Consider the following 18,694-nt stretch of genomic DNA (forward strand, 5'->3'; position numbering starts at 1 on the left):
TTTGGTTTTAACTAGTCTTACCCACCAATCCCTTAATAAACACCGCAATTTCGTTCGCTGATAAAATATAATCTGCATCAAGGTTTTTGATGGCGTGAGCGGGCATATATGGAACTTCAGCCGTTTCCGGTTTTTGGATGATTACAATGCCACCGTTTTCTTTAACGGCAAGTAATCCGTTAGTGCCATCATTATTAGCGCCTGATAGTAGTATGGCCACTAATTTAGTCCCGAATACATCGGCAGCCGATTCAAAGCCAACATCAATGCTGGGGCGGCTGTAATTCACTTTTTCGGAAACGTCTAACGAGAACGACAGGTTGTTTTCAATTAGTAAGTGGTAATCGGCGGGAGCAACATATACGTGCCCCACTTTTATAGGGGTTTTATCTTCGACTTCTTTAACTTTGAGGCCACTCTTCATCCGAATCAATTCTTCTAGAAAATTATCATCCGAATTGCGACGGTGGACAATTAGTAAAATAACTAATGATTCAATGTTTTGCAACTTGGGAAGAACTTGCAACAACACTTCAAGGCTGCCTGCCGAACCGCCTACGATTACCACTTTAGCATGAGGATTTAGTTTATTTTCTTCCATATCTTCTCTTTCCGTAGTTGTTCGTAATTCTTTTGTACCGCAGTGAACCGAATTGTTTCTTTGGTTCCCAATGCCAAATAACCCAATCGCGCCAAGCTACTGTCAAAAAGGTGCAGTACCCGATCTTGCAAATCCCTATCAAAATAGATCATTACGTTGCGGCACAAAATCAAATCAAATTCGTTAAACGAACTATCCGAAACCAAGTTGTGTTGCGAAAAAACCATCTTTCGCGATAGGTTTTCATCAAATTTCGCAAAGCCGTAATTCGCACTATAATACTCTGAAAAATCATTTTTACCTCCGGCATTACGGTAATTCTCGCCGTATTCTTTCATTAGCTTCAGCGGAAACAATCCTTTTTTGGCACTTTCCAAAACCGTTTGATTCAGATCGGTGGCATAAATTAATGATTTCGACAAAAGCCCTTCTTCGCTTAACAAAATGGCCATAGAATATACTTCTTCGCCTGTTGAACAACCGGCATGCCAAATTCGGATAAAAGGCTTGGTGCGCAATGACGGAAGGATTTCCTCTCGAAGTACTTTATAAAAGGCAGGATCACGAAACATTTCGGTAACGTTCACCGTAATTTCTTCTATAACATGGGTTAAATAAGCTGCATCATTTTTTATTTTATAGAGGAATTCTCGAAAACTAACAAAATCACCCATTTGATATACACGCTCCAAACGTCGTTTAAACGAGGCATGAGAATACCCCGCAAAATCGTAGCCGTAGTAGTCATATATTTCGTTTATAAATAAGGTAAGGTGCTGTTCGTCAAACATAATTAAATGGTTTGGAGTAGTCGGAACAATTGGTCCACATCTACGGGTTTGGACAGATAATCATCTGCCCCTGCATCAAGACATTTTTCACGATCACCCGTCATCGCTTGCGCAGTAACAGCAATTATGGGCGTAGAAATGCGTGAAGGAATTTTTCTGATGAGTGGAATGGCATCATAGCCATCCATTTCGGGCATCATCATATCGATAAGTACCACGTCAAACTCAGCTTCCGTTTGCAAAAGAGCAAGTGCTTCTTTGGCACTTTCGCAAGAATCGATTTGATATTTTTTTGCCTTGAGCGTTGCGCCTAAAGCAAATATATTTCGAGGATCGTCGTCTATAATCAAAATTCGTTTAGTCATATCCATTAACTATAAAGCCACACACGAAGCAGCGATAAAAGCTGATCTACGTCAACAGGCTTTGTTATATAATCAGAGGCTCCGGCATTAATGCATTTTTCACGATCGCCTGTCATTGCTTTCGCAGTAACGGCTATCACCGGAAGGTTTTTCCATTTTTTATTTTCACGAATGAGTTTGGCCGTTTCATAGCCATCCAAGTTCGGCATCATCATGTCCAATAAAACTACATCAGTTTGTGGATGTTCTTTAAGTACTTTTAAAGCCTCAGCACCATCAATAGCGGTTATTACTTTCATTTGTAATACTTCTAAAGCTTTGGTTAACGAATAAATATTTCGCACATCATCATCAACTACTAGGACCGTTTTATCTTTCAGTACATTGTCGAGTTGTCTTTTTGACGCATCGCGTTTAGTTCCTACTTTTTTATCCTCTACAATATGCAAGAACAGTGAAACTTCATCAAGCATACGCTGATACGAATGTGCCGTTTTTACGATTATAGAATCGGCGTACTTCTTAATTTTCATCTCTTCGTTCAATGACAAACTCGTTCCTGTAAATACAATAACCGGAATGTTATCCAAACTGCCATTGCTTTTTACACTTTCCAGAATTTCGTACGCTTGTTGATCGGGAATTCCCATATCCAGAATCACGCAGTTGATGTCTTCTCGTTGTAACGTTTCGATACTTTTTGAAACATTACTACTGATTTCCGATTTGATATTATTACTGTCTAAAAACAACGATAAGGCTTCGGCATGTTTTGAATTGTCTTCGATAATCAACACTTTTTGAGATTCGCGGTTGATAATATCTTCAATGCGTTGGAACACTTGCGGAATCTGTTCAAAGGCTGCGGGTTTATCAAGGAAATTAATGGCTCCTTTCAAAAGACTTTCCTGACGCACGTTCATTGATGACATAATGTGCACCGGAATGTGACGCGTAATAGCACTCGCTTTCAATTCTTCCATCACTTCCCAACCCGATTTTATTGGCAATTGAATATCAAGCAATACGGCTAAAGGTTTGTAATGCGCTGCTAAATTATATGCTTCATCACCTCGTACAGTTACGATTCCCTTATAGCCGCGTTCTCTTGAAAATTGAAGTAAGGCTTTTGCGAATGGTCGATCATCCTCAACAATTAACATCACTTTATCACCTGCTTGAATCGCATCTCGATCATCTGGAACGGCTTCTGGAATGGTTTCACTGATGTATTTTTTCTGAGGAACTACAGCAGGTGCTGAAGTTTCAATTACCGGAGCGCTTTCTCTGTATATGGCTGCAGCCGATGATATTGAAATTGGAATAATCAATGTAAACGTACTTCCTATTCCAGGTTCACTATCAACAGTGATTTCACCTTTTAGCAAACGCGCCAATTCACGGCTGATAGACAATCCGAGGCCAGTACCGCCATACTTTCGTTTGGTAGAACCGTCTGCTTGTTGGAATGCCTCAAAAATCAAGGGTTGTTGGTCTTTCGGAATACCAATCCCCGTATCGGTTATGGCAAAAGAAAGGTAGTTTTCTTTATTGTCTGGCTTGGATATGGTAAGGCTTACTGAACCTTTGGCTGTAAATTTAATCGCATTCGAAATCAGATTTTTTAGAATCTGTTCCAAACGCATTTTGTCCGTTTTGATTACTAACGGCGCCTGTTTGGCGTCAATAGTAAACGCAATATTTTTTTGCTTGGCTACTTGTTTGAAAAGACCGTCAATACCACTAGTAATTTCTTCCACTGGCACATCCGTAATTTCAAGATCCATTTTACCGGCTTCTATTTTTGAAAGGTCCAGAATCTCATCAATCAATCCCAAAAGTCCATTACCCGAACTTTGAATCACCTTAGCAAATTCAACTTGTTCCTCCGATAAATTCTCCTCATTGTTTTCACCTAAAAGTCGGCTTAACAGTAAAATTGAATTCAACGGAGTTCGCAGTTCGTGCGACATATTGGCCAAGAATTCCGATTTGTATCGTGTAGAAAGTTCCAACGCTTCTGATTTCTTTTGGATTTCAAGATTCTGTTCTTCTAATAATACACTTCTTTCGTTCAGTTCCTCATTGGTCTGCTGCAATTCTTCTTGTTGTACTTTAAGTTCTTCTTCTGATACTTGAAGTTTTTCGGTCTGCGTCTCCAATTCGGCGTTCATACTTTCTAAATCGGTATGTTGCACTTTCAATTCTTCTGACTGAGACTGTGTTTCTTCCAAAAGTTCTTGCACGTTTCTGCGGCTTTGTGCTACCTGAAATGCAATTGCAATATTTTTATTTATCGAATCAAAATAAGTCAGTTCTTTTTCTCCATAGGTTTCAACACTGGCCACTTCAATCACACCCACAATTCCGTTAGCATGTATTGGGAACGCAATGATATGTTTGGGTTTGGCTTCACCAAGTGCATACGATATTTTAATACTGCTGGAATCGGGCGCTATAACTTCAAGCGTTTTTTCTGATGCCACGGCTTGTCCGGCTAACCCTTCACCTACTTTTAGTTCTTTTTTAACGGTAGCCACATCATAACTGTATCCTGCTGTAAAAACCAATTTTTCATTTTCAAGAAGGTATAATAGTCCGGCCTGACTTCCGGTGTATTGTGCAACAAATTCAATTATGGTTTGTGCAAGATTTTCTATAGTAGGTACTCCAAGCATTGCATTATTCAATTGGGCTACACCCGCCTGAAGCCACGCATGCTCTGATACTTTGTTAAAAGAAGTTTTCAAAGCGAGAGACATATTGTCAAGAGAGTCGGCTAAAGTTCCTAAGGCATCGGTTTCAATATTGTCAATCTTAATTTCGTAGTTCCCTAACGCAATTTGTGAGGCAAGGTTACTAATAAGGTGAATCCGTTGTGCAGTTTCGCGGTCTTTTTTCTCTAATTCCACCTGAAGCGCTACACGAATCCTATAATCCTTAATAATTCGCATAAAGAACACTATACTGATCAGTATCGCAATTACTGCTGCTATAATGATTAAAATGGAAGTATTGGTTCCGTAATTCGCAGAGGTTTCTGTTCTTTGTTTGAGTATTTCTGTTTCACGGCTTTCCATTCGCTTGAAAAAAGAACGCATTTCATCCATAAGCAGTTTTCCTTCCTGCAAATCCATGTCATCTAGGGCAACATTATTTTTTCTGTCCTGTACTCTGTTTTCTAAATAGATGTAGAAAGTCTGTGTTATGGTATTCAGTTTTTTTAAAGCTGCCTGTTGCTCTAGATTATCACTTGTTAGCGTTTCTAAACTTTCAAGGTATTCATTTGTGCGTACCTGTGCCGTTTTATAGGTTTCTAGATAATTTTCGGTGCCCATTATAAGATAGCCTCGCACACTAGTTTGAGCATCCGTTAAAGAGAGTTGTGCCCCATTAAGATTATAAATAACCTCGTGTGTGTGACCCACCAATTTATTACTTTCCAGTAGTTTTTTGATACTTTGATACGAGGCAACAGAACTTACAACTAATATAAGTATAGATATCGCTGTACTAATAACGAGGTTTCTTTTAAATGTGGTATTCATTAATGGGTAGGTGTTGTTATTGGAAGAATGATGATAAAGGTAGCTCCTTCTCCTGGTTTACTTTGACTCACAATTACGCCGTTGTGTTTTTCGATGATTTTTTTGGTAATGGCAAGACCAATTCCGGTTCCTTCATACGTTTCTTTATTATGGAGGCGTTGGAAAATGGTAAATATTTTTTCTTTGTATTGTTCTTCAAAACCAATACCGTTGTCTTTTATAGTAATGCGATGGTAGTTTCCGAAGTTGCTTGATGGCGCTTCAAAATCTGACGTATCGATTCGATCTGCTGTAATGGTGATTTCGGGCTTGACCTCATCCTTTACAAACTTTAGTGCATTGCTAATTAGATTTTGAAATACCTGACGGAATTGGCTTTCTACACCTATAATTTGAGGCAAGTCGCTTTGTATATTTAGTTTTCCTTGTTTTTGTTCGAAAGCATATTCAAGATCCGTAGCCACTTCATTCATTACATCGTTTAAGTCAAAAGCTACCAATTGCGGTTCTGCAGACAATCTAGAAAAAGATAGTAAATCTTCAATAAGATTGTTCATTCGTTCCGCTGCTAGAATGGTACGCTGCACATAAAATGGACCATTGGCTTCTTCGTTAAGACAACGTTCTCCTATGAGTTTTACAAAGGTTCCTATTTTGCGTAAGGGTTCTTTTAAATCGTGTGATACTACCCAAGAAAATTGTTGCAGTTCATGATTACTTAGTTCTAGTTCCCGATTTTTTTGCACTAATTCGGCGGTACGTAAAGCAACTTTCTCTTCTAAATTTTCTTGTGCATCTTTGCGGATGGCTATTTCTTTAACCAATAAGTCTTGGGTATCTCTGAGTTCTTTTTTTTGTTCGTAATGTTTTAGTAATGTTTTTACTCTAAGGATAAGTAAATCCGGATCTACGGGTTTTGTGATATAATCTACTCCGCCAGATTCATAGCCTTTAGTAATGTATTTTTTTTCTTTGCTAATGGCAGAAAGAAAAATAATGGGAATGTCTTTTGTACGGTTGCTTCCTGCTAAGGCTTCTCCAACTTCAAATCCGTCCATACCGGGCATTTGAACATCAAGAATAATAAGAGAATAATTTTTTTGCAGTGTCATTTTGAGCGCCTCTTCACCTGAGCATGCAGCTTCTGACTCCAATCCGTGCAATGAAAGAATTTTTTTTAAAGGCAGGATGTTTTCCCTTTTATCGTCAACTAGTAGTATCATGTTATTGTTTAACCATTATATAGCTTATAAAAGGAACACCAATTACTTCAAAATTAATAAAAAAACTTATAGTTTCGTTAAAAAGTAGGTAGTGATTATCGTTTTGGTTTATTCAAAGCTACCAAAGCTACACCACAAGAGCGTGGTAAGATTACATAATTTTTTGGAGATGTTATATTATTACCACCTAGCTGTTTTCTGAATTTTTGTTGTTTTGTTTCATAATATATCTTGGTTGCTGTTTTAAAGAGATTAAAAAACCCACAATATTTTACTCATACTGCGGGTTTTATAAGTAATAGTAAAATGAAGATTATTCATCTAATTCTTCCGCTTCAAAATTAATGTTATGGTACGCGGCATCGGTAAGACCAGAATCGGCTAATTTTTCTTCACCAAGTGTTTCTTTAAGCAATTCCGCTGCTTGAATTTCACCCAAAGTTCCAGCCCATGCTGCCAAGGTTCCGTAAGTGGCTATTTCGTAGTGTTCTACTTTTTGTGCTGCTGCAATAATTCCAGCATCACGAACCACTCCGGGTTCTGTGTCTTCTAAAATACCATTGCCTTCCTCAAGAAGTCCGGCCATAGCATCGCATTTTTTGCCTACTGCTTTTTCACCCATACTATTGAACACCTTTTCTAAGCGGGTTACATGATTTTTAGTTTCTTCTAAATGATTTGTAATTGCGGAAACTAAGTTTGGTGCAGTCGCATTTTTAATCATTTTAGGCAAGGCTTTCACCAAAGCATTTTCTGCCCAATAAATGTCTTTTAGTTCATCGATGAACAAATCTCTTAATCCTTCTGCGGCAGTTCTTTTTGGTTTAACTTTTCCAGCTGAAGTTGTTGTTTCTGATGCTGTTTTCGCAGCTGCTTTTTTTGTTGTCGTTGCTGTTTTCATACTACTTGTTATTTAATTAAATTTAGAATATCAAATTTACATTACACTAACATTTAGTTCTTTACAGAATATTTATAAAAAATTATAGAATGTCAATTCAATGGAAAACAAAAATGCCCAACACTTTCGTATTGAGCATTTTATTTAAATAAAACTAAATTTAAAACGTTTTCAAAAACCCAATTCCAGTTTCTTTACCATTGTAAAAGGGTACCATAACAGTTGCTGTTTTTTTATTTTTATCATTCCCAAAAAGATGCGACTTTACCCAAGGATGAATCCAATAAGCAACTTTCGTACTTAAAATTCCGATTCCAGCTCCTGCAGCTACATCGGTAAGCCAATGGCGGTTGTTCACGATGCGGAAGATTCCGGTTCCTGAGGCAACAGCATAGCCCGCTATTCCATACCATGGCGATTTGTCTTTGTATTCCTGCCATAGCATTTCGGCTCCAGCGAAAGCTGTTGCAGTGTGTCCTGACGGAAAAGAATTGAACGAACTTCCGTCGGGTCGTTCGATTTTGGAAATAGACTTTAAAGCCAATACCGTCGAAGCCATTATAATATAGGAGGTTGAAGCTATAATCGTCCGATCTTTAAGATTGTGCTTTCCTTTTATTCCGGCTAAATTCAATGCATAAACTGCGGCTAGTGGCGCATATTGCGAAAAGTCGTCAATAGTGATTTTTTCGTCAATATGCTCTCCTACTTCTTCTCGTATCTCAGAATTAAAAAATTTAAGCTGATCACTTTCTATACCGATAACTCCATAACCTAACAACGTAGCTGGAATAATCAACTGTTTGTAATGAAATTTAATAGTATGCGAAACGGTATCTTGAGGGATACTATCTTTTACTATTTCTGGTTTTACTTGCTGTGCTTGCACCGTGATAAATCCAAATAGCAAAAACAAAATTACTTTTGACATGAGTTACTGTTTACTAATACAAGGTTTTATTTCATAAAATCATCGAAGAAGCGTTATAAATGGCACCTAATTATTTAAGCAATTTATTCGTAAACAAATAATCGGCAGTTTGGTACCACGAAATGGTTTCGTTTAGGAATGATTTTTCTATTGGAAGCGGTTTTAAACTGTTGTCCGCTTTGTTCCAAGTATAGAAAGCTTGCTTCTTTTGGTCAGAAAGAATCATGACTTTATTCTGTTTCATTAATACCAGTTTTCTATAAGTTCCCATTAAGGCACGTTCCTCGAAAGTGGGATTGAATACATTTTTACCGAAGAAATCACTATCGTACGTCCAATTTTGTAATGCAAAGAATGTTGGAAACAAGTCAATTTGCGAGCATTGCTTGGTTACTTTTTGGTTCAACGCTTCAGGCATATTTACGATAAAAGCTGGGATATGGTAATTGGCAACATCTATTTCATCTTTACCAGCACTACTCGCGCAATGGTCAGCAATAATGATGAAAACGGTGTTTTTAAACCAAGGTTTATCCTTCGCAGATTCAAACATTTTTTTTAATGCATAATCGGTATATTTTACAGCGCCATCACGACCTGTTCCTGACGGAATATCAATTCTCTTGTCAGGATAAGTATAAGGCCTATGGTTGGATGTAGTCATTACAAAATTAAAAAACGGCTGCTTATTCTTGTAATGCATATCGGCTACCGTTATCATTTTTTTGAAAATATCTTCATCGCAGATTCCCCAAGCATTCTCAAAAGTTACTTCAGCGTTGGTGATATTGTTTCGGGTAGTTTTGATATCATCACTCAAGACACTTCCGCGTCCGCGATCATAAATATTAAAACCATTTCCACCGAAATACGAATTCATATTATCAAAATAACCGTCTCCACCGTAAAAGAAATTTGAAGTATATCCTTTCTGTTTAAACACATTTGATACGGTAAAAAGATTGTGATTATCCGGACGCTTTACGATACTTTGTCCCGGAGTTGGCGGGATGTTCAAAGTCACGGCTTCCATACCTCGAACGGTTCTTGTTCCAGTGGCGTACAAATTACTGAAAAAGATACTTTTCTGTGCCAAGCTGTCTAAAAATGGTGTGATATTATTTTTATTTCCATTCTCTTTCATGAAGCTTCCGCTAAGGCTTTCGACCAAAATAAACACTACGTTTTTCTTGGCTGGAACTACGGTAGAACTATCTGTAATTATTCTGCGGATACTGAAATCATCGCTTATAAAATTGCTATTGCTTTCTTTTAATTTGTTTCGAATCATTCCGAAAGCTTCCTTGTTATCAATAGAAGTATAAAAATCCTCATATTTCATCTGATTGTTCCTGAATGCAGCAAAAAAGGAGTAGATTCCGGATTTTGATATCTCAGCATTGTAACGGTTTTTAGACCATTCTGCCTGATTATTTGTTATAAAAGTCGCAAAGAACAAACAGCTGATTAATGCTACAATAAACACCGTTCCTCTTTTTTTGAAATTGGCAGTGTGCGTAAAAGTATTGGTGAATGCTTCTCGTTTGTACAAAACAAACAATACCAAAAACGTCAGTACGGTAACGCCTCCCACAAGTAAAGGCAAAGGATACGATTGTTCTATATTTGAAACTACTTCGTGTGTGTAAATTAAATAATCAACGGCTATAAAATTGAAACGCGTTTTGAATTCATCCCAAAATGTTAGTTCAGCGAAAAAGGCAAATAGCAAAATAAAGGTTACGAAAGAGGTGAAAAACCACACTAGAATTTTATCCAACAAAGAACCAATCCATTTATTCGGAAAAATAAAATAATAGATGATGGATGGGAAAAGTATGAAACTTACCGTTCCAATATCAAAAAACAACCCCGTTAAAAGTGTTCCTAAAACGGTAAAAACATTTAAAGAAACTTCATCGTACTGCCAGATGATGAATATAATTCTAACTACTTGTGACATCAAAAGAAACCACATGGCGAAAGAAAATAAAAGTGAAAAGCGACTTGGAAACCATTTGGAATTAGACATTATACTTATAAATTTTAGACAAAACTACAGCTAAAATTATAATTATTTCGGAATTTTAAACTCCGTGTCGCTTTTTATCAAAATTAATATGTTTTTGTTTATTATTTCTGATAATTGAGAATACTATCAATGTTATTAAGAGTATAAAAAGTAGTGCGGAGGAACCAATGGTTCCGAAATTCAATCCACCTTTTTCATAAGGTTTAGTCAGTAAGTCTCCGAATGTTGCTCCAAAAGGTCGGGTCAAGATAAATGCCAGCCAAAACAAAACTATTCTTGAAACGTTGGAAAAGAAATAGGTCAGGGTTATCAGCACCAATACTACCCCAATTAGTAGTGCGCCACCCAGAAATCCTAGACCAGAATCATCTGCTAGAAAATCTCCTAAAGCCGTGCCAAGAGTATTAGAAACTAAAATAGCGATCCAATAAAAAACTTCACCTCGAAACGAATGAATTTCATTTACCGAAATGGATTTTTCTGCTTTTCTCCAAAGAAACAATGTTAGAATTAAAAGTGAAGCTAGCAGTAATGAACCATTTGCATAACCCAAACCCAAAGTTCTGTCCATAAAATCCGAAATTGTTGTCCCAGCCGTACTCGTGGCCAAGATGACAAACCAATACAGTAAGGGATTGTATTTTTTAGCATACAATTGCAACTGAAGTGTAACAATAAAAAAGCCAATAAGAATCAGTGAACTTACTGCATACCCAATATTTAATGTCATCGAAAATAAATCTCCAGCGGTTTCTCCTAGAGTAGTCGCACAGATCTTCATAATCCAAAATGCCATTGTGATTTCAGGTATCTTTTTCATTAGTGTTTTTAGAATTTGAAAGTGAAATTCCCAGTTTCGCAGTGGATATTATTAGTCTTTTACTAAATTTTTACGCTGCAAATTAAGAAATGTAATTGGAATTAATTTTGAATACTTGCCGCGTTTCTAAAATTATGGGTTTTAACTTTATTTTATCACTACTCTTTTAAATAAGGGCTATGTTTGCGGCATGTCCACCAAGAAATTCTTAGCGTTCGGCAAGATCCTAGCACTACTGATGCTTATTAGCTATTCGGTTGTTGCGAAATCTGTTAGTTCTACCAATGAATTACAAGATCCTCGCCCTCTAAGTCTTAACAAACCCGCAGATAGTTTTCATAAAAACATGTTGCAGCCGCAGGTTGTGCATGTCAGTATGATGATGGAACATTCGATTAAACTGGTAAATCCTACTGTTGGGATTTTGTTTATTGGTTGTGATACTGATTTGTTGTCGATGCCTACAGCACAAACTCATGTAATTCTACAAGATGTAAATCGCTGTAAAAGTGTTTCTCCGCTCTTATTTCCCTATCATTTTTTTTGGTAAAGTTTCTCTTTTTTTAGTTTCTAAAAATTGATTTCGTTGCATTCCCAAAGGATAGCAATACTAACTTTATTAAACAAAATGACCATGGATACATCAATAATGATTATCGGATTTGTGCTTCTACTAATAATAGTGCTTCCAATATATTTTATATTAAACGCAAAAAATATAGACCAAAAACACGTGAAGAGCCTCTTTGCAAAACACAGTCAGGAGAATAAATACAACTTCCAACTTATCGCGAATCAAGGGCGTAAAGTTTTAGGAATGGATCCTCAAAAGAAAGGCTTGCTTTTTATTGATTTCAATCTTAAAGAGCCACTTGTTACGTTTCAAGATTTGAATCAAAGCGAAAGTTGTGCCGTAGCTACTTCAAGTCCGCTAGGAAAATCTAATGTTTTGGAAAAAATTGAATGGGTTTTTATGTCAAAAAAAGGAACTCCAATAGACAATTCCGTACTTTTTCATGATTCGGATAGAAATTACCTAATCCCTGTATATGCTCATGAAGAATTAAAACTGGCGCAGCAGTGGCAGGAGACGATTCAAAAACATCTTTAAAATTGAAAAGCGGACTTTGAGTTCGCTTTTTTTATCAGATCAATAAAAAGCCCATCAAAAGTACTTTTGATGGGCTTAAATTTTAATTTAATTTAAACAGGTTAGGTGCAATTACATAGTAGCGCCAATTAGTAGCAGTTTGTCACACTGAGCTTGTCGAAGTGCTTCAAAAAAGGTCTTCGACAAACTCATATTGACATTTTCTGTTATAATTGAATTCGAAAAAAGCTAAAATCTATTTTTCATTAAACTAATGATAAGGATACCCAACGGATAAGTCTAAGACTAAAAGTCGTTCAGCATTCTAGAAATTTCATCTAATTTTGGAGTCAGAATAACTTCAATTCTACGGTTTTTAGCTTTGCCTTCTTGCGTATCATTGCTCATGATTGGAGCAAATTCACCACGACCTGCAGCCGTTAAGTTTTGTTTTTTGATTCCGGCGTTTTCAGCTAAAATGTTTACGATTGCCGTGGCTCTCTTAGTTGATAAATCCCAGTTGCTTTCGATTCCACCACCAATGGTTCCAAGTATTTTATCGTTATCCGTATGCCCTTCAATTAACACGGTAATATCTGGATTTTGTGCTAATACTTTTCCAACTTCAACAACAGCTCTTCTTCCTTCTGCACCAACAGCCCAGCTTCCGGTTCCGAAAAGCAATTTATTTTCCATAGACACATAAACTTTTCCGTTTTTCACTTCTACCGTCAATCCTTTTCCTTCAAAGGCATTCAACGCTTTAGACAACGTATCTTTCAATCGTTTCATAGCAGCATCTTTCGCCGCAATCATACTTTCCAATTCGTTCAAACGTTTGGTATTGGATGCCAATTCCGCATTTAATTTATTCAAACGATCTTGTTCAGCCGCCAATGATTTTTCTTTAGCATCCAATTGCGCTAACAAATCCCTGTTTTTAGACATATTAGTTTGTAATGCATCATTGCTGTTTTTTTCCAATGCAGCATACGAATCCTGTAGTGTTTTCAAGTTGTTGCTCGTTGCGGTACAATCTGCCTGTAGCTTGGCTCTTTCTGCCTGGGTTTTTTCCAGATCCGCCATTAAAGCTCGGTTCACCGAATCAAATTCGGCATTAGCCTTACGAAGTTCATCGTTTTCATCCGTCATTACACGGTTCTCTTTTTTTAAATCGGTGTATTTGTTTTCCAAATCATTGTAGATTTTTTTAGAAACACAAGAACTCATCATAGTCAATATGGCTAAGCCAAAAATTATTTTTTTTATCATTATACTCTAGTATTACTTATACATTTTAGGTCAAAACCTAGTTTATTTAAAATACGTCATCAAACTGCGCGTTCCAAAGAAAGCGATGGCAAATACAATTACAAAAATCAAAATCGATTTTATATACGGATTTTTTTCAGGATTATTATTCGGTTCGTTTTTATTTTCCATAATGCTATTTATTAATCAATTTCGACCAAAATTGGACAATGGTCAGAATGTTTGGCTTCGGGTAAAATTACGGCTCTGCTCATGCGGTCTTTCAGATTTTCGCTTACCAAATTATAATCGATACGCCAGCCTTTATTATTGCCTCGTGCTCCGGCGCGGTAACTCCACCAACTGTAATTGTGTGGTTCTTTATTAAAATGACGGAAACTATCAACGAAACCTGATTTCATAAACTTATCGAGCCAAGCGCGTTCTTCGGGTAAAAAACCAGAAACGGTTTTGTTGCGAATTGGATCGTGAATATCAATGGCTTCATGGCAAATATTATAATCGCCGCAAATGACAAGATTTGGAATTTCCTTTTTCAATGCGTCAATATAATTCTGAAAATCATCCATGTATTTGAACTTGTGGTCCAAACGATCCAAATTTGTTCCCGACGGTAAATACAAACTCATTACCGACAAATCGTCAAAATCAGCTCTTAAATTTCTTCCTTCAAAATCCATGTGTGTAACTTCGGTTCCGCGAACTACTTTGTTGGGTTTTATTTTGGATAAAATAGCAACACCACTATAGCCTTTTTTTTGTGCAGAAAAATAATATTGATACGGGTAACCAGCCGCCGTAATCTCATCAACTGGAATTTGATCTTCGTTAGCTTTTATTTCCTGCAGACAAATTACATCAGGATTGGCTTGTTGAATCCAGTCTAAAAATCCTTTAGTAATTGCGGCACGAATACCATTTACGTTATAAGAAATAATTCTCATGGAGTGTAATTTAGTGTTTTTAACTTCGTTCAATTCGGCTAAAATGCCTCGGGTTCAAAAGTAAATAAAATAGATTTGTGATTTAAGATTAACGACATAAGATTGCAGAATTTTTTTTACTTCAAAAATCAAAAATCATTAGTCAACAATCTTGAATTTGTTAACCCTATTTCAGTAGAATTGTTATCTTTGTTTCTTGCCAAAAAACAAGTTATAAATGGGTTTAGTTACTGCTAAAGAAGTTGCGAAAGCAATACACACTGACAAATATGGAGTCTTTGGCACTTTTTGTGGCTGGCTATTGATGAAAGCTTTAAAGATTTCGACCCTAAACAAAATATACGACCGAAATAAACATTTAAGCGAAGTAGAATTCCTTAATGCTATTTTGGATGAGTTTCAAATTAAGTTTGAAATTCCCGAAGAAGATTTCAAACGTTTGCCAAAAGACGGCGCTTACATTACTATTTCCAATCATCCTTTAGGCGGAATTGATGGTATCCTTTTATTGAAACTGATGCTCGAAAGAGAACCTAATTTCAAGATTATAGCGAATTTTCTTTTGCATCGCATTGAGCCGATGAAGCCTTATATCATGCCGGTAAATCCTTTTGAAGATCGCAAAGACGCTAAATCTAGTGTGATTGGAATTAAGGAAACCTTGCGGCATTTAAGCGATGGAAAACCGTTAGGCATGTTTCCAGCCGGAGAAGTTTCTACCTATAAAGATGGGCAGTTGGTTGTGGATAAAGTTTGGGAAGAAGGCGCCATTAAAGTGATCCGAAAAGCACAAGTTCCGGTAGTACCGATTTATTTCCATGCCAAAAATAGTCGTTTCTTTTACATCTTATCCAAAATAAATCCAACACTTAGAACGGCAAAGTTACCTTCTGAATTGCTGACACAAAAAGACCGAGTCATTAAAGTACGTATTGGAAAGCCTATTTCGGTTAACGAACAAAACGAACATAAAACTATCGAAGAATACTCAGAATTTCTGAGAAAGAAAACCTATATGCTTGCGAATTCTTTCAATAAAGAAAGTACGCTTTTCGACCCGCAAAACTTACATCTAAATCTGAATTTAAAAACAGCAAAAAATCCGAAACAGATTGTAAAACCAGCCAACCACGATAAAATTTTAGAAGAAATTGAAGTCTTAAAATGTGGTGATAATCGTTTGCTACAAAGCAAAAATTATTGGGTTTTTCTGGCTCAAGCCGATGTGATTCCGAATATTCTTCATGAAATTGGACGTTTGCGCGAAGTCACGTTTAGAGCTGTTGGCGAAGGAACAAATGAAGCTATTGATTTGGATCGATGTGATTCTTACTATCACCATATGTTTTTATGGGATGAAGAAACAGAACAAATTGCGGGCGCTTATAGAATGGGATTGGGTTCTGAAATTTTCCCAAAATATGGCATCGAAGGTTTTTATTTACAGGACTTATTTCGTTTTGAACCCGAATTATACGATATGATGTCGAAATCCATTGAAATGGGAAGAGCCTTTATCGTTAATGAGTATCAGCTGAAACCAATGCCGTTATTCTTGCTTTGGAAAGGAATTGTACACACCACTTTGCGGTATCCCGAACATAAATTCCTGATTGGCGGCGTGAGCATTAGTAACCAATTTACAGAATTTTCCAAATCGCTGATGATTGAATTTATGAAGTCGCATTACTATGATCCTTATGTGGCGCAGTATATTCATCCGAAAAAGGAGTTCAAAGTTAAACTGAAAGATGCGGATAAGGATTTTGTATTCAACGAAACGGAAGCCGATCTGAATAAATTTGATAAAATCATTGATGAAGTAGAACCTGGAAGTTTGCGCTTGCCTGTTTTAATCAAGAAATACATCAAACAAAATGCGCGTGTTGTGGCATTCAATGTGGATCCGAAGTTCAACAATGCCGTTGATGGTTTAATGTACATTCGAATAGCCGATTTGCCCGAAAGCACGGTAAAACCAGTCATGGAAGAATTTCAGGCCGAACTGGAAAGAAAAGAAAAGAACTATAAATAAAAAAGTCCCGAATGATTCGGGACTTTTTAGATTTTGAACACTAATTATTCAGTTCCTATTTCGTTTATTTCTTCTCCACTAGATTTTGGATCTGAACCGTATTTATTAGCCCCTTGATTCCCTTCTGTGCAATAGAGGACCAACATCCAAATAGACATTGCTAAAATTAGTAGTAACGGAATAAAAAAACCGATTCCCGGAGTTCCTTCGCCAGTCATAAACAGTGAAAGTCCCGAAACTACCATAACTACTACCAAAGCGATAATAGCTACATAAAAAAGCAATAATAATTTGCCGCTTTTACCAATATCATGAAGTCTTCTGACTGAAACGGCCAGTCCCGGAACAATCACCGCGAGACTGTATATTGAGTTTAGAATTCCAGAACTTTTAGTGGCTCCAAATTTTAAACCCAATACTTCGTCTACGATCATTAAGACTATTGAAATAATTATAGTCATTAAGGTGTAATACCAATATTCTGAACGTCGTGCGCGCCCGCTGAAATTTGCGTAATTCTCAAACACTACTTTTTTGTACCAATCAATCATAAATTTTTAGTTTTTGGTCAGCCCTACTCTTAAGGATTTTCGGTTGCTCCTTTTGGTTACTTGTTTCAAATAAAAACAGTTGAAATACAAAGTGATTTTTAAAATAAAAAACTATTCAGTTCCTATTTCGTTTATTTCTTCTCCACTAGACTTTGGATCTGAACCGTATTGATTTTCTCCTTGGTCTCCTTCGGTAAAGAATAAAACTAGTAACCATATCGCACCAATAATTGGAATCAATACAATGAAGTAAAACCAACCGCTTTTGCCCACGTCGTGCAGGCGTCTAACCGCTACAGCTAATCCAGGAATAAAAGTTGCCAATCCTAATAGCGCATATAAGTATCCATATGGCAGAGGAGCAAAGTTAAAGCCTAGAAGATTGTCTAATAGTGCTGCAACAATAAATAGTATTAAATTCATTAATGCAAAATACCAATATTCTGAACGCCTTGCACGTCCGTTAAAATTTGCGTAGTTTTCAAATACCACTTTTTTGTACCAGTTAATCATAAGTTTTTAGTTTTTAGTTAGTCCTACTCTTAGGGATTTTCGGTTGCTCCTTTTGGTTACTTGTTTCAAATATATAGAATTTTAGCTATACTTTTTATTTTGTTAAAAAAGCGGGTCACTTCCAAAGCGATTCTTTTAAAATTTCTTGAAAAGAATGTTCGTGTATAAAATAGACTAAGCGAATCACATGATAAACACCAATAAAAATTGCCAATCCGTATGCCAATTTTCTACTGTAGATATAATTGTTGAAGTATTCCTTTTTAGTTAATATTTCAAAGGATAAGAGTCCAATAATCAAAAAACAAAAAACTACGGTAATCGGCCCTAAAATATGGTATCCAATGCTTTCTATTAAATTGCCTTTATAAATAGAAACTATCGATTTAGTAATTCCGCAAGATGGACAAGGAAATCCTGTGAGCATCTTAATAGGACAAAGTGATTGATCGTTTTTAAGTTGATTGTTTTTGTCGTTAAGCATTAAAAAAAACGGTATCATTAGTGTTAGAAACGCACCAATAATACCGTAAATTTTATATTTTATTTTATTTTCTATTTGTACAATCTGTTGATATCGCCTTGAACAATCATTGCTGCAGCGATTGGGAAAAAGAAGCCTAAAATAATAAGTAATGTAGATTGATCTTTTTCTAATTCACCTGTCAATTTATACACTTTTGGCAAACCGTCTTTTCCAACTATATAATAGAAATACACGTGAACAGGCAAACAACAGCCTGAAAATACGGCTAATGGCGTTGATATTATTTCTCTTTCTGCAACAGCATTGAAAACCTCTGCTACCTTGATGTTCCAGTAAATAAGATACAGTCCGCAGGTTAAAAAACTGAAAACCAATACTAATACTGGATCTACTTTAAATTCGGGAATGTTTGGCGGTTTGTTCCAGCTTGGATTTGGTGAGTCAATTATTTCCATGTTTTTTTGTTTTTGATTGTTAGTTAAGGCTAAAATATAAAAAAATATAAGAAAGCGCTATCAATTGGAATCTATAATTGATTTTTATTTTTATAAATCTCAAATCCTGCCAAAGCAAATTTTCAGAGTATGACC

The 18,694-nt window shown here is 36.4% G+C and carries 19 protein-coding genes; 3 read left to right on the forward strand and 16 right to left on the reverse strand.

Features of this window, described 5'->3' with window-relative positions; translation table 11 throughout:
- Nucleotides 1-7: 7 nt before the first annotated feature.
- From PSU83_RS13940 to PSU83_RS13980, 9 genes are all read right to left on the reverse strand, one after another.
- Nucleotides 8-601, reverse strand: coding sequence for a chemotaxis protein CheB (locus PSU83_RS13940; protein WP_300590159.1), 594 nt, complete (start codon nt 599-601; stop codon nt 8-10).
- Nucleotides 583-1,392: a protein-glutamate O-methyltransferase CheR gene (locus PSU83_RS13945; RefSeq protein ID WP_300590160.1), complete on the reverse strand. Its 810-nt coding sequence runs from the start codon at nt 1,390-1,392 to the stop codon at nt 583-585. Before PSU83_RS13945 ends, PSU83_RS13940 begins: the two co-directional genes overlap by 19 nt.
- Nucleotides 1,393-1,394: 2 nt before the next feature.
- Nucleotides 1,395-1,763: a response regulator gene (locus tag PSU83_RS13950; RefSeq protein ID WP_363319900.1), complete on the reverse strand. Its 369-nt coding sequence runs from the start codon at nt 1,761-1,763 to the stop codon at nt 1,395-1,397.
- On the reverse strand, nt 1,763-5,305 hold the full coding sequence (locus PSU83_RS13955; RefSeq protein ID WP_300590162.1) for a response regulator: 3,543 nt from the start codon (nt 5,303-5,305) through the stop codon (nt 1,763-1,765). The genes PSU83_RS13950 and PSU83_RS13955 overlap by 1 nt, the downstream gene beginning before the upstream one ends.
- Nucleotides 5,305-6,528, reverse strand: a complete 1,224-nt coding sequence (locus tag PSU83_RS13960) for an ATP-binding protein (RefSeq protein WP_300590163.1) — start codon at nt 6,526-6,528, stop codon at nt 5,305-5,307. Before PSU83_RS13960 ends, PSU83_RS13955 begins: the two co-directional genes overlap by 1 nt.
- Nucleotides 6,529-6,841: 313 nt before the next feature.
- Entirely contained in the window at nt 6,842-7,429 is a 588-nt protein-coding gene (locus tag PSU83_RS13965) for a ferritin-like domain-containing protein (protein ID WP_300590164.1), read from the reverse strand.
- Between the two features lie 160 nt (nt 7,430-7,589).
- Complete coding sequence (locus PSU83_RS13970) at nt 7,590-8,360, reverse strand: phosphatase PAP2 family protein (RefSeq protein ID WP_300590165.1); 771 nt, start codon at nt 8,358-8,360, stop codon at nt 7,590-7,592.
- 70 nt (nt 8,361-8,430) lie between these two features.
- Nucleotides 8,431-10,392 (reverse strand): alkaline phosphatase family protein, encoded by a 1,962-nt coding sequence (locus tag PSU83_RS13975; protein WP_300590166.1) that lies wholly within the window; start codon nt 10,390-10,392, stop codon nt 8,431-8,433.
- Nucleotides 10,393-10,447: 55 nt separating this feature from the next.
- Nucleotides 10,448-11,212: a hypothetical protein gene (locus tag PSU83_RS13980; RefSeq protein ID WP_300590167.1), complete on the reverse strand. Its 765-nt coding sequence runs from the start codon at nt 11,210-11,212 to the stop codon at nt 10,448-10,450.
- 190 nt (nt 11,213-11,402) lie between these two features.
- On the opposite strand from PSU83_RS13980, the gene PSU83_RS13985 reads away from it, so the two are divergent.
- Both PSU83_RS13985 and PSU83_RS13990 read left to right on the forward strand, forming a co-directional pair.
- Nucleotides 11,403-11,762 carry a hypothetical protein gene (locus tag PSU83_RS13985; protein ID WP_300590168.1) on the forward strand — a complete coding sequence of 120 codons (360 nt, stop codon included), beginning with the start codon at nt 11,403-11,405 and terminating at the stop codon, nt 11,760-11,762.
- Between the two features lie 84 nt (nt 11,763-11,846).
- On the forward strand, nt 11,847-12,323 hold the full coding sequence (locus PSU83_RS13990) for a hypothetical protein (RefSeq protein ID WP_300590169.1): 477 nt from the start codon (nt 11,847-11,849) through the stop codon (nt 12,321-12,323).
- 285 nt (nt 12,324-12,608) lie between these two features.
- Here PSU83_RS13990 and PSU83_RS13995 read toward each other — a convergent pair whose 3' ends face one another.
- Genes PSU83_RS13995 through PSU83_RS14005 form a run of 3 tightly spaced genes read right to left on the reverse strand, consistent with a single transcriptional unit; the run spans nt 12,609 to nt 14,518 of the window.
- Nucleotides 12,609-13,574 (reverse strand): OmpA family protein, encoded by a 966-nt coding sequence (locus PSU83_RS13995; protein ID WP_300590170.1) that lies wholly within the window; start codon nt 13,572-13,574, stop codon nt 12,609-12,611.
- A 42-nt stretch (nt 13,575-13,616) separates the two neighbouring features.
- A complete protein-coding gene (locus tag PSU83_RS14000; RefSeq protein WP_300590171.1) occupies nt 13,617-13,745 on the reverse strand; it encodes a hypothetical protein in 129 nt (42 codons plus the stop codon).
- 11 nt (nt 13,746-13,756) lie between these two features.
- Nucleotides 13,757-14,518: an exodeoxyribonuclease III gene (locus PSU83_RS14005; protein ID WP_300590172.1), complete on the reverse strand. Its 762-nt coding sequence runs from the start codon at nt 14,516-14,518 to the stop codon at nt 13,757-13,759.
- 217 nt (nt 14,519-14,735) lie between these two features.
- Between PSU83_RS14005 and PSU83_RS14010 the strand changes: the two genes are divergently transcribed.
- Nucleotides 14,736-16,553 (forward strand): lysophospholipid acyltransferase family protein, encoded by a 1,818-nt coding sequence (locus tag PSU83_RS14010; protein ID WP_300590173.1) that lies wholly within the window; start codon nt 14,736-14,738, stop codon nt 16,551-16,553.
- Nucleotides 16,554-16,597: 44 nt separating this feature from the next.
- Here PSU83_RS14010 and PSU83_RS14015 read toward each other — a convergent pair whose 3' ends face one another.
- The 4 genes from PSU83_RS14015 to PSU83_RS14030 all read right to left on the reverse strand — a co-directional run bounded on the left by PSU83_RS14015 (nt 16,598) and on the right by PSU83_RS14030 (nt 18,559).
- Entirely contained in the window at nt 16,598-17,104 is a 507-nt protein-coding gene (locus tag PSU83_RS14015) for a DUF805 domain-containing protein (protein WP_300590174.1), read from the reverse strand.
- A gap of 111 nt (nt 17,105-17,215) precedes the next feature.
- Nucleotides 17,216-17,617: a DUF805 domain-containing protein gene (locus tag PSU83_RS14020; RefSeq protein ID WP_300590175.1), complete on the reverse strand. Its 402-nt coding sequence runs from the start codon at nt 17,615-17,617 to the stop codon at nt 17,216-17,218.
- 115 nt (nt 17,618-17,732) lie between these two features.
- Nucleotides 17,733-18,119, reverse strand: coding sequence for a DUF2752 domain-containing protein (locus PSU83_RS14025; RefSeq protein WP_300590176.1), 387 nt, complete (start codon nt 18,117-18,119; stop codon nt 17,733-17,735).
- Between the two features lie 53 nt (nt 18,120-18,172).
- Complete coding sequence (locus PSU83_RS14030) at nt 18,173-18,559, reverse strand: DUF4234 domain-containing protein (protein ID WP_300590177.1); 387 nt, start codon at nt 18,557-18,559, stop codon at nt 18,173-18,175.
- Nucleotides 18,560-18,694: the final 135 nt, after the last annotated feature.

The organism is Flavobacterium sp. (assembly GCF_029945805.1).
Classification (GTDB): domain Bacteria; phylum Bacteroidota; class Bacteroidia; order Flavobacteriales; family Flavobacteriaceae; genus Flavobacterium.

Excerpts from the sequence above, each read along its gene's own strand:
- PSU83_RS13940 (WP_300590159.1), bottom strand. The coding sequence starts at position 601 with ATGGAAGAAAATAAACTAAATCCTCATGCTAAAGTGGTAATCGTAGGC.
- PSU83_RS13945 (WP_300590160.1), bottom strand. The coding sequence starts at position 1,392 with ATGTTTGACGAACAGCACCTTACCTTATTTATAAACGAAATATATGAC.
- PSU83_RS13950 (WP_363319900.1), bottom strand. The coding sequence starts at position 1,763 with ATGGATATGACTAAACGAATTTTGATTATAGACGACGATCCTCGAAAT.
- PSU83_RS13955 (WP_300590162.1), bottom strand. The coding sequence starts at position 5,305 with ATGAATACCACATTTAAAAGAAACCTCGTTATTAGTACAGCGATATCT.
- PSU83_RS13960 (WP_300590163.1), bottom strand. The coding sequence starts at position 6,528 with ATGATACTACTAGTTGACGATAAAAGGGAAAACATCCTGCCTTTAAAA.
- PSU83_RS13965 (WP_300590164.1), bottom strand. The coding sequence starts at position 7,429 with ATGAAAACAGCAACGACAACAAAAAAAGCAGCTGCGAAAACAGCATCA.
- PSU83_RS13970 (WP_300590165.1), bottom strand. The coding sequence starts at position 8,360 with ATGTCAAAAGTAATTTTGTTTTTGCTATTTGGATTTATCACGGTGCAA.
- PSU83_RS13975 (WP_300590166.1), bottom strand. The coding sequence starts at position 10,392 with ATGTCTAATTCCAAATGGTTTCCAAGTCGCTTTTCACTTTTATTTTCT.
- PSU83_RS13980 (WP_300590167.1), bottom strand. The coding sequence starts at position 11,212 with ATGAAAAAGATACCTGAAATCACAATGGCATTTTGGATTATGAAGATC.
- PSU83_RS13985 (WP_300590168.1), top strand. The coding sequence starts at position 11,403 with ATGTCCACCAAGAAATTCTTAGCGTTCGGCAAGATCCTAGCACTACTG.
- PSU83_RS13990 (WP_300590169.1), top strand. The coding sequence starts at position 11,847 with ATGGATACATCAATAATGATTATCGGATTTGTGCTTCTACTAATAATA.
- PSU83_RS13995 (WP_300590170.1), bottom strand. The coding sequence starts at position 13,574 with ATGATAAAAAAAATAATTTTTGGCTTAGCCATATTGACTATGATGAGT.
- PSU83_RS14000 (WP_300590171.1), bottom strand. The coding sequence starts at position 13,745 with ATGGAAAATAAAAACGAACCGAATAATAATCCTGAAAAAAATCCGTAT.
- PSU83_RS14005 (WP_300590172.1), bottom strand. The coding sequence starts at position 14,518 with ATGAGAATTATTTCTTATAACGTAAATGGTATTCGTGCCGCAATTACT.
- PSU83_RS14010 (WP_300590173.1), top strand. The coding sequence starts at position 14,736 with ATGGGTTTAGTTACTGCTAAAGAAGTTGCGAAAGCAATACACACTGAC.
- PSU83_RS14015 (WP_300590174.1), bottom strand. The coding sequence starts at position 17,104 with ATGATTGATTGGTACAAAAAAGTAGTGTTTGAGAATTACGCAAATTTC.
- PSU83_RS14020 (WP_300590175.1), bottom strand. The coding sequence starts at position 17,617 with ATGATTAACTGGTACAAAAAAGTGGTATTTGAAAACTACGCAAATTTT.
- PSU83_RS14025 (WP_300590176.1), bottom strand. The coding sequence starts at position 18,119 with ATGATACCGTTTTTTTTAATGCTTAACGACAAAAACAATCAACTTAAA.
- PSU83_RS14030 (WP_300590177.1), bottom strand. The coding sequence starts at position 18,559 with ATGGAAATAATTGACTCACCAAATCCAAGCTGGAACAAACCGCCAAAC.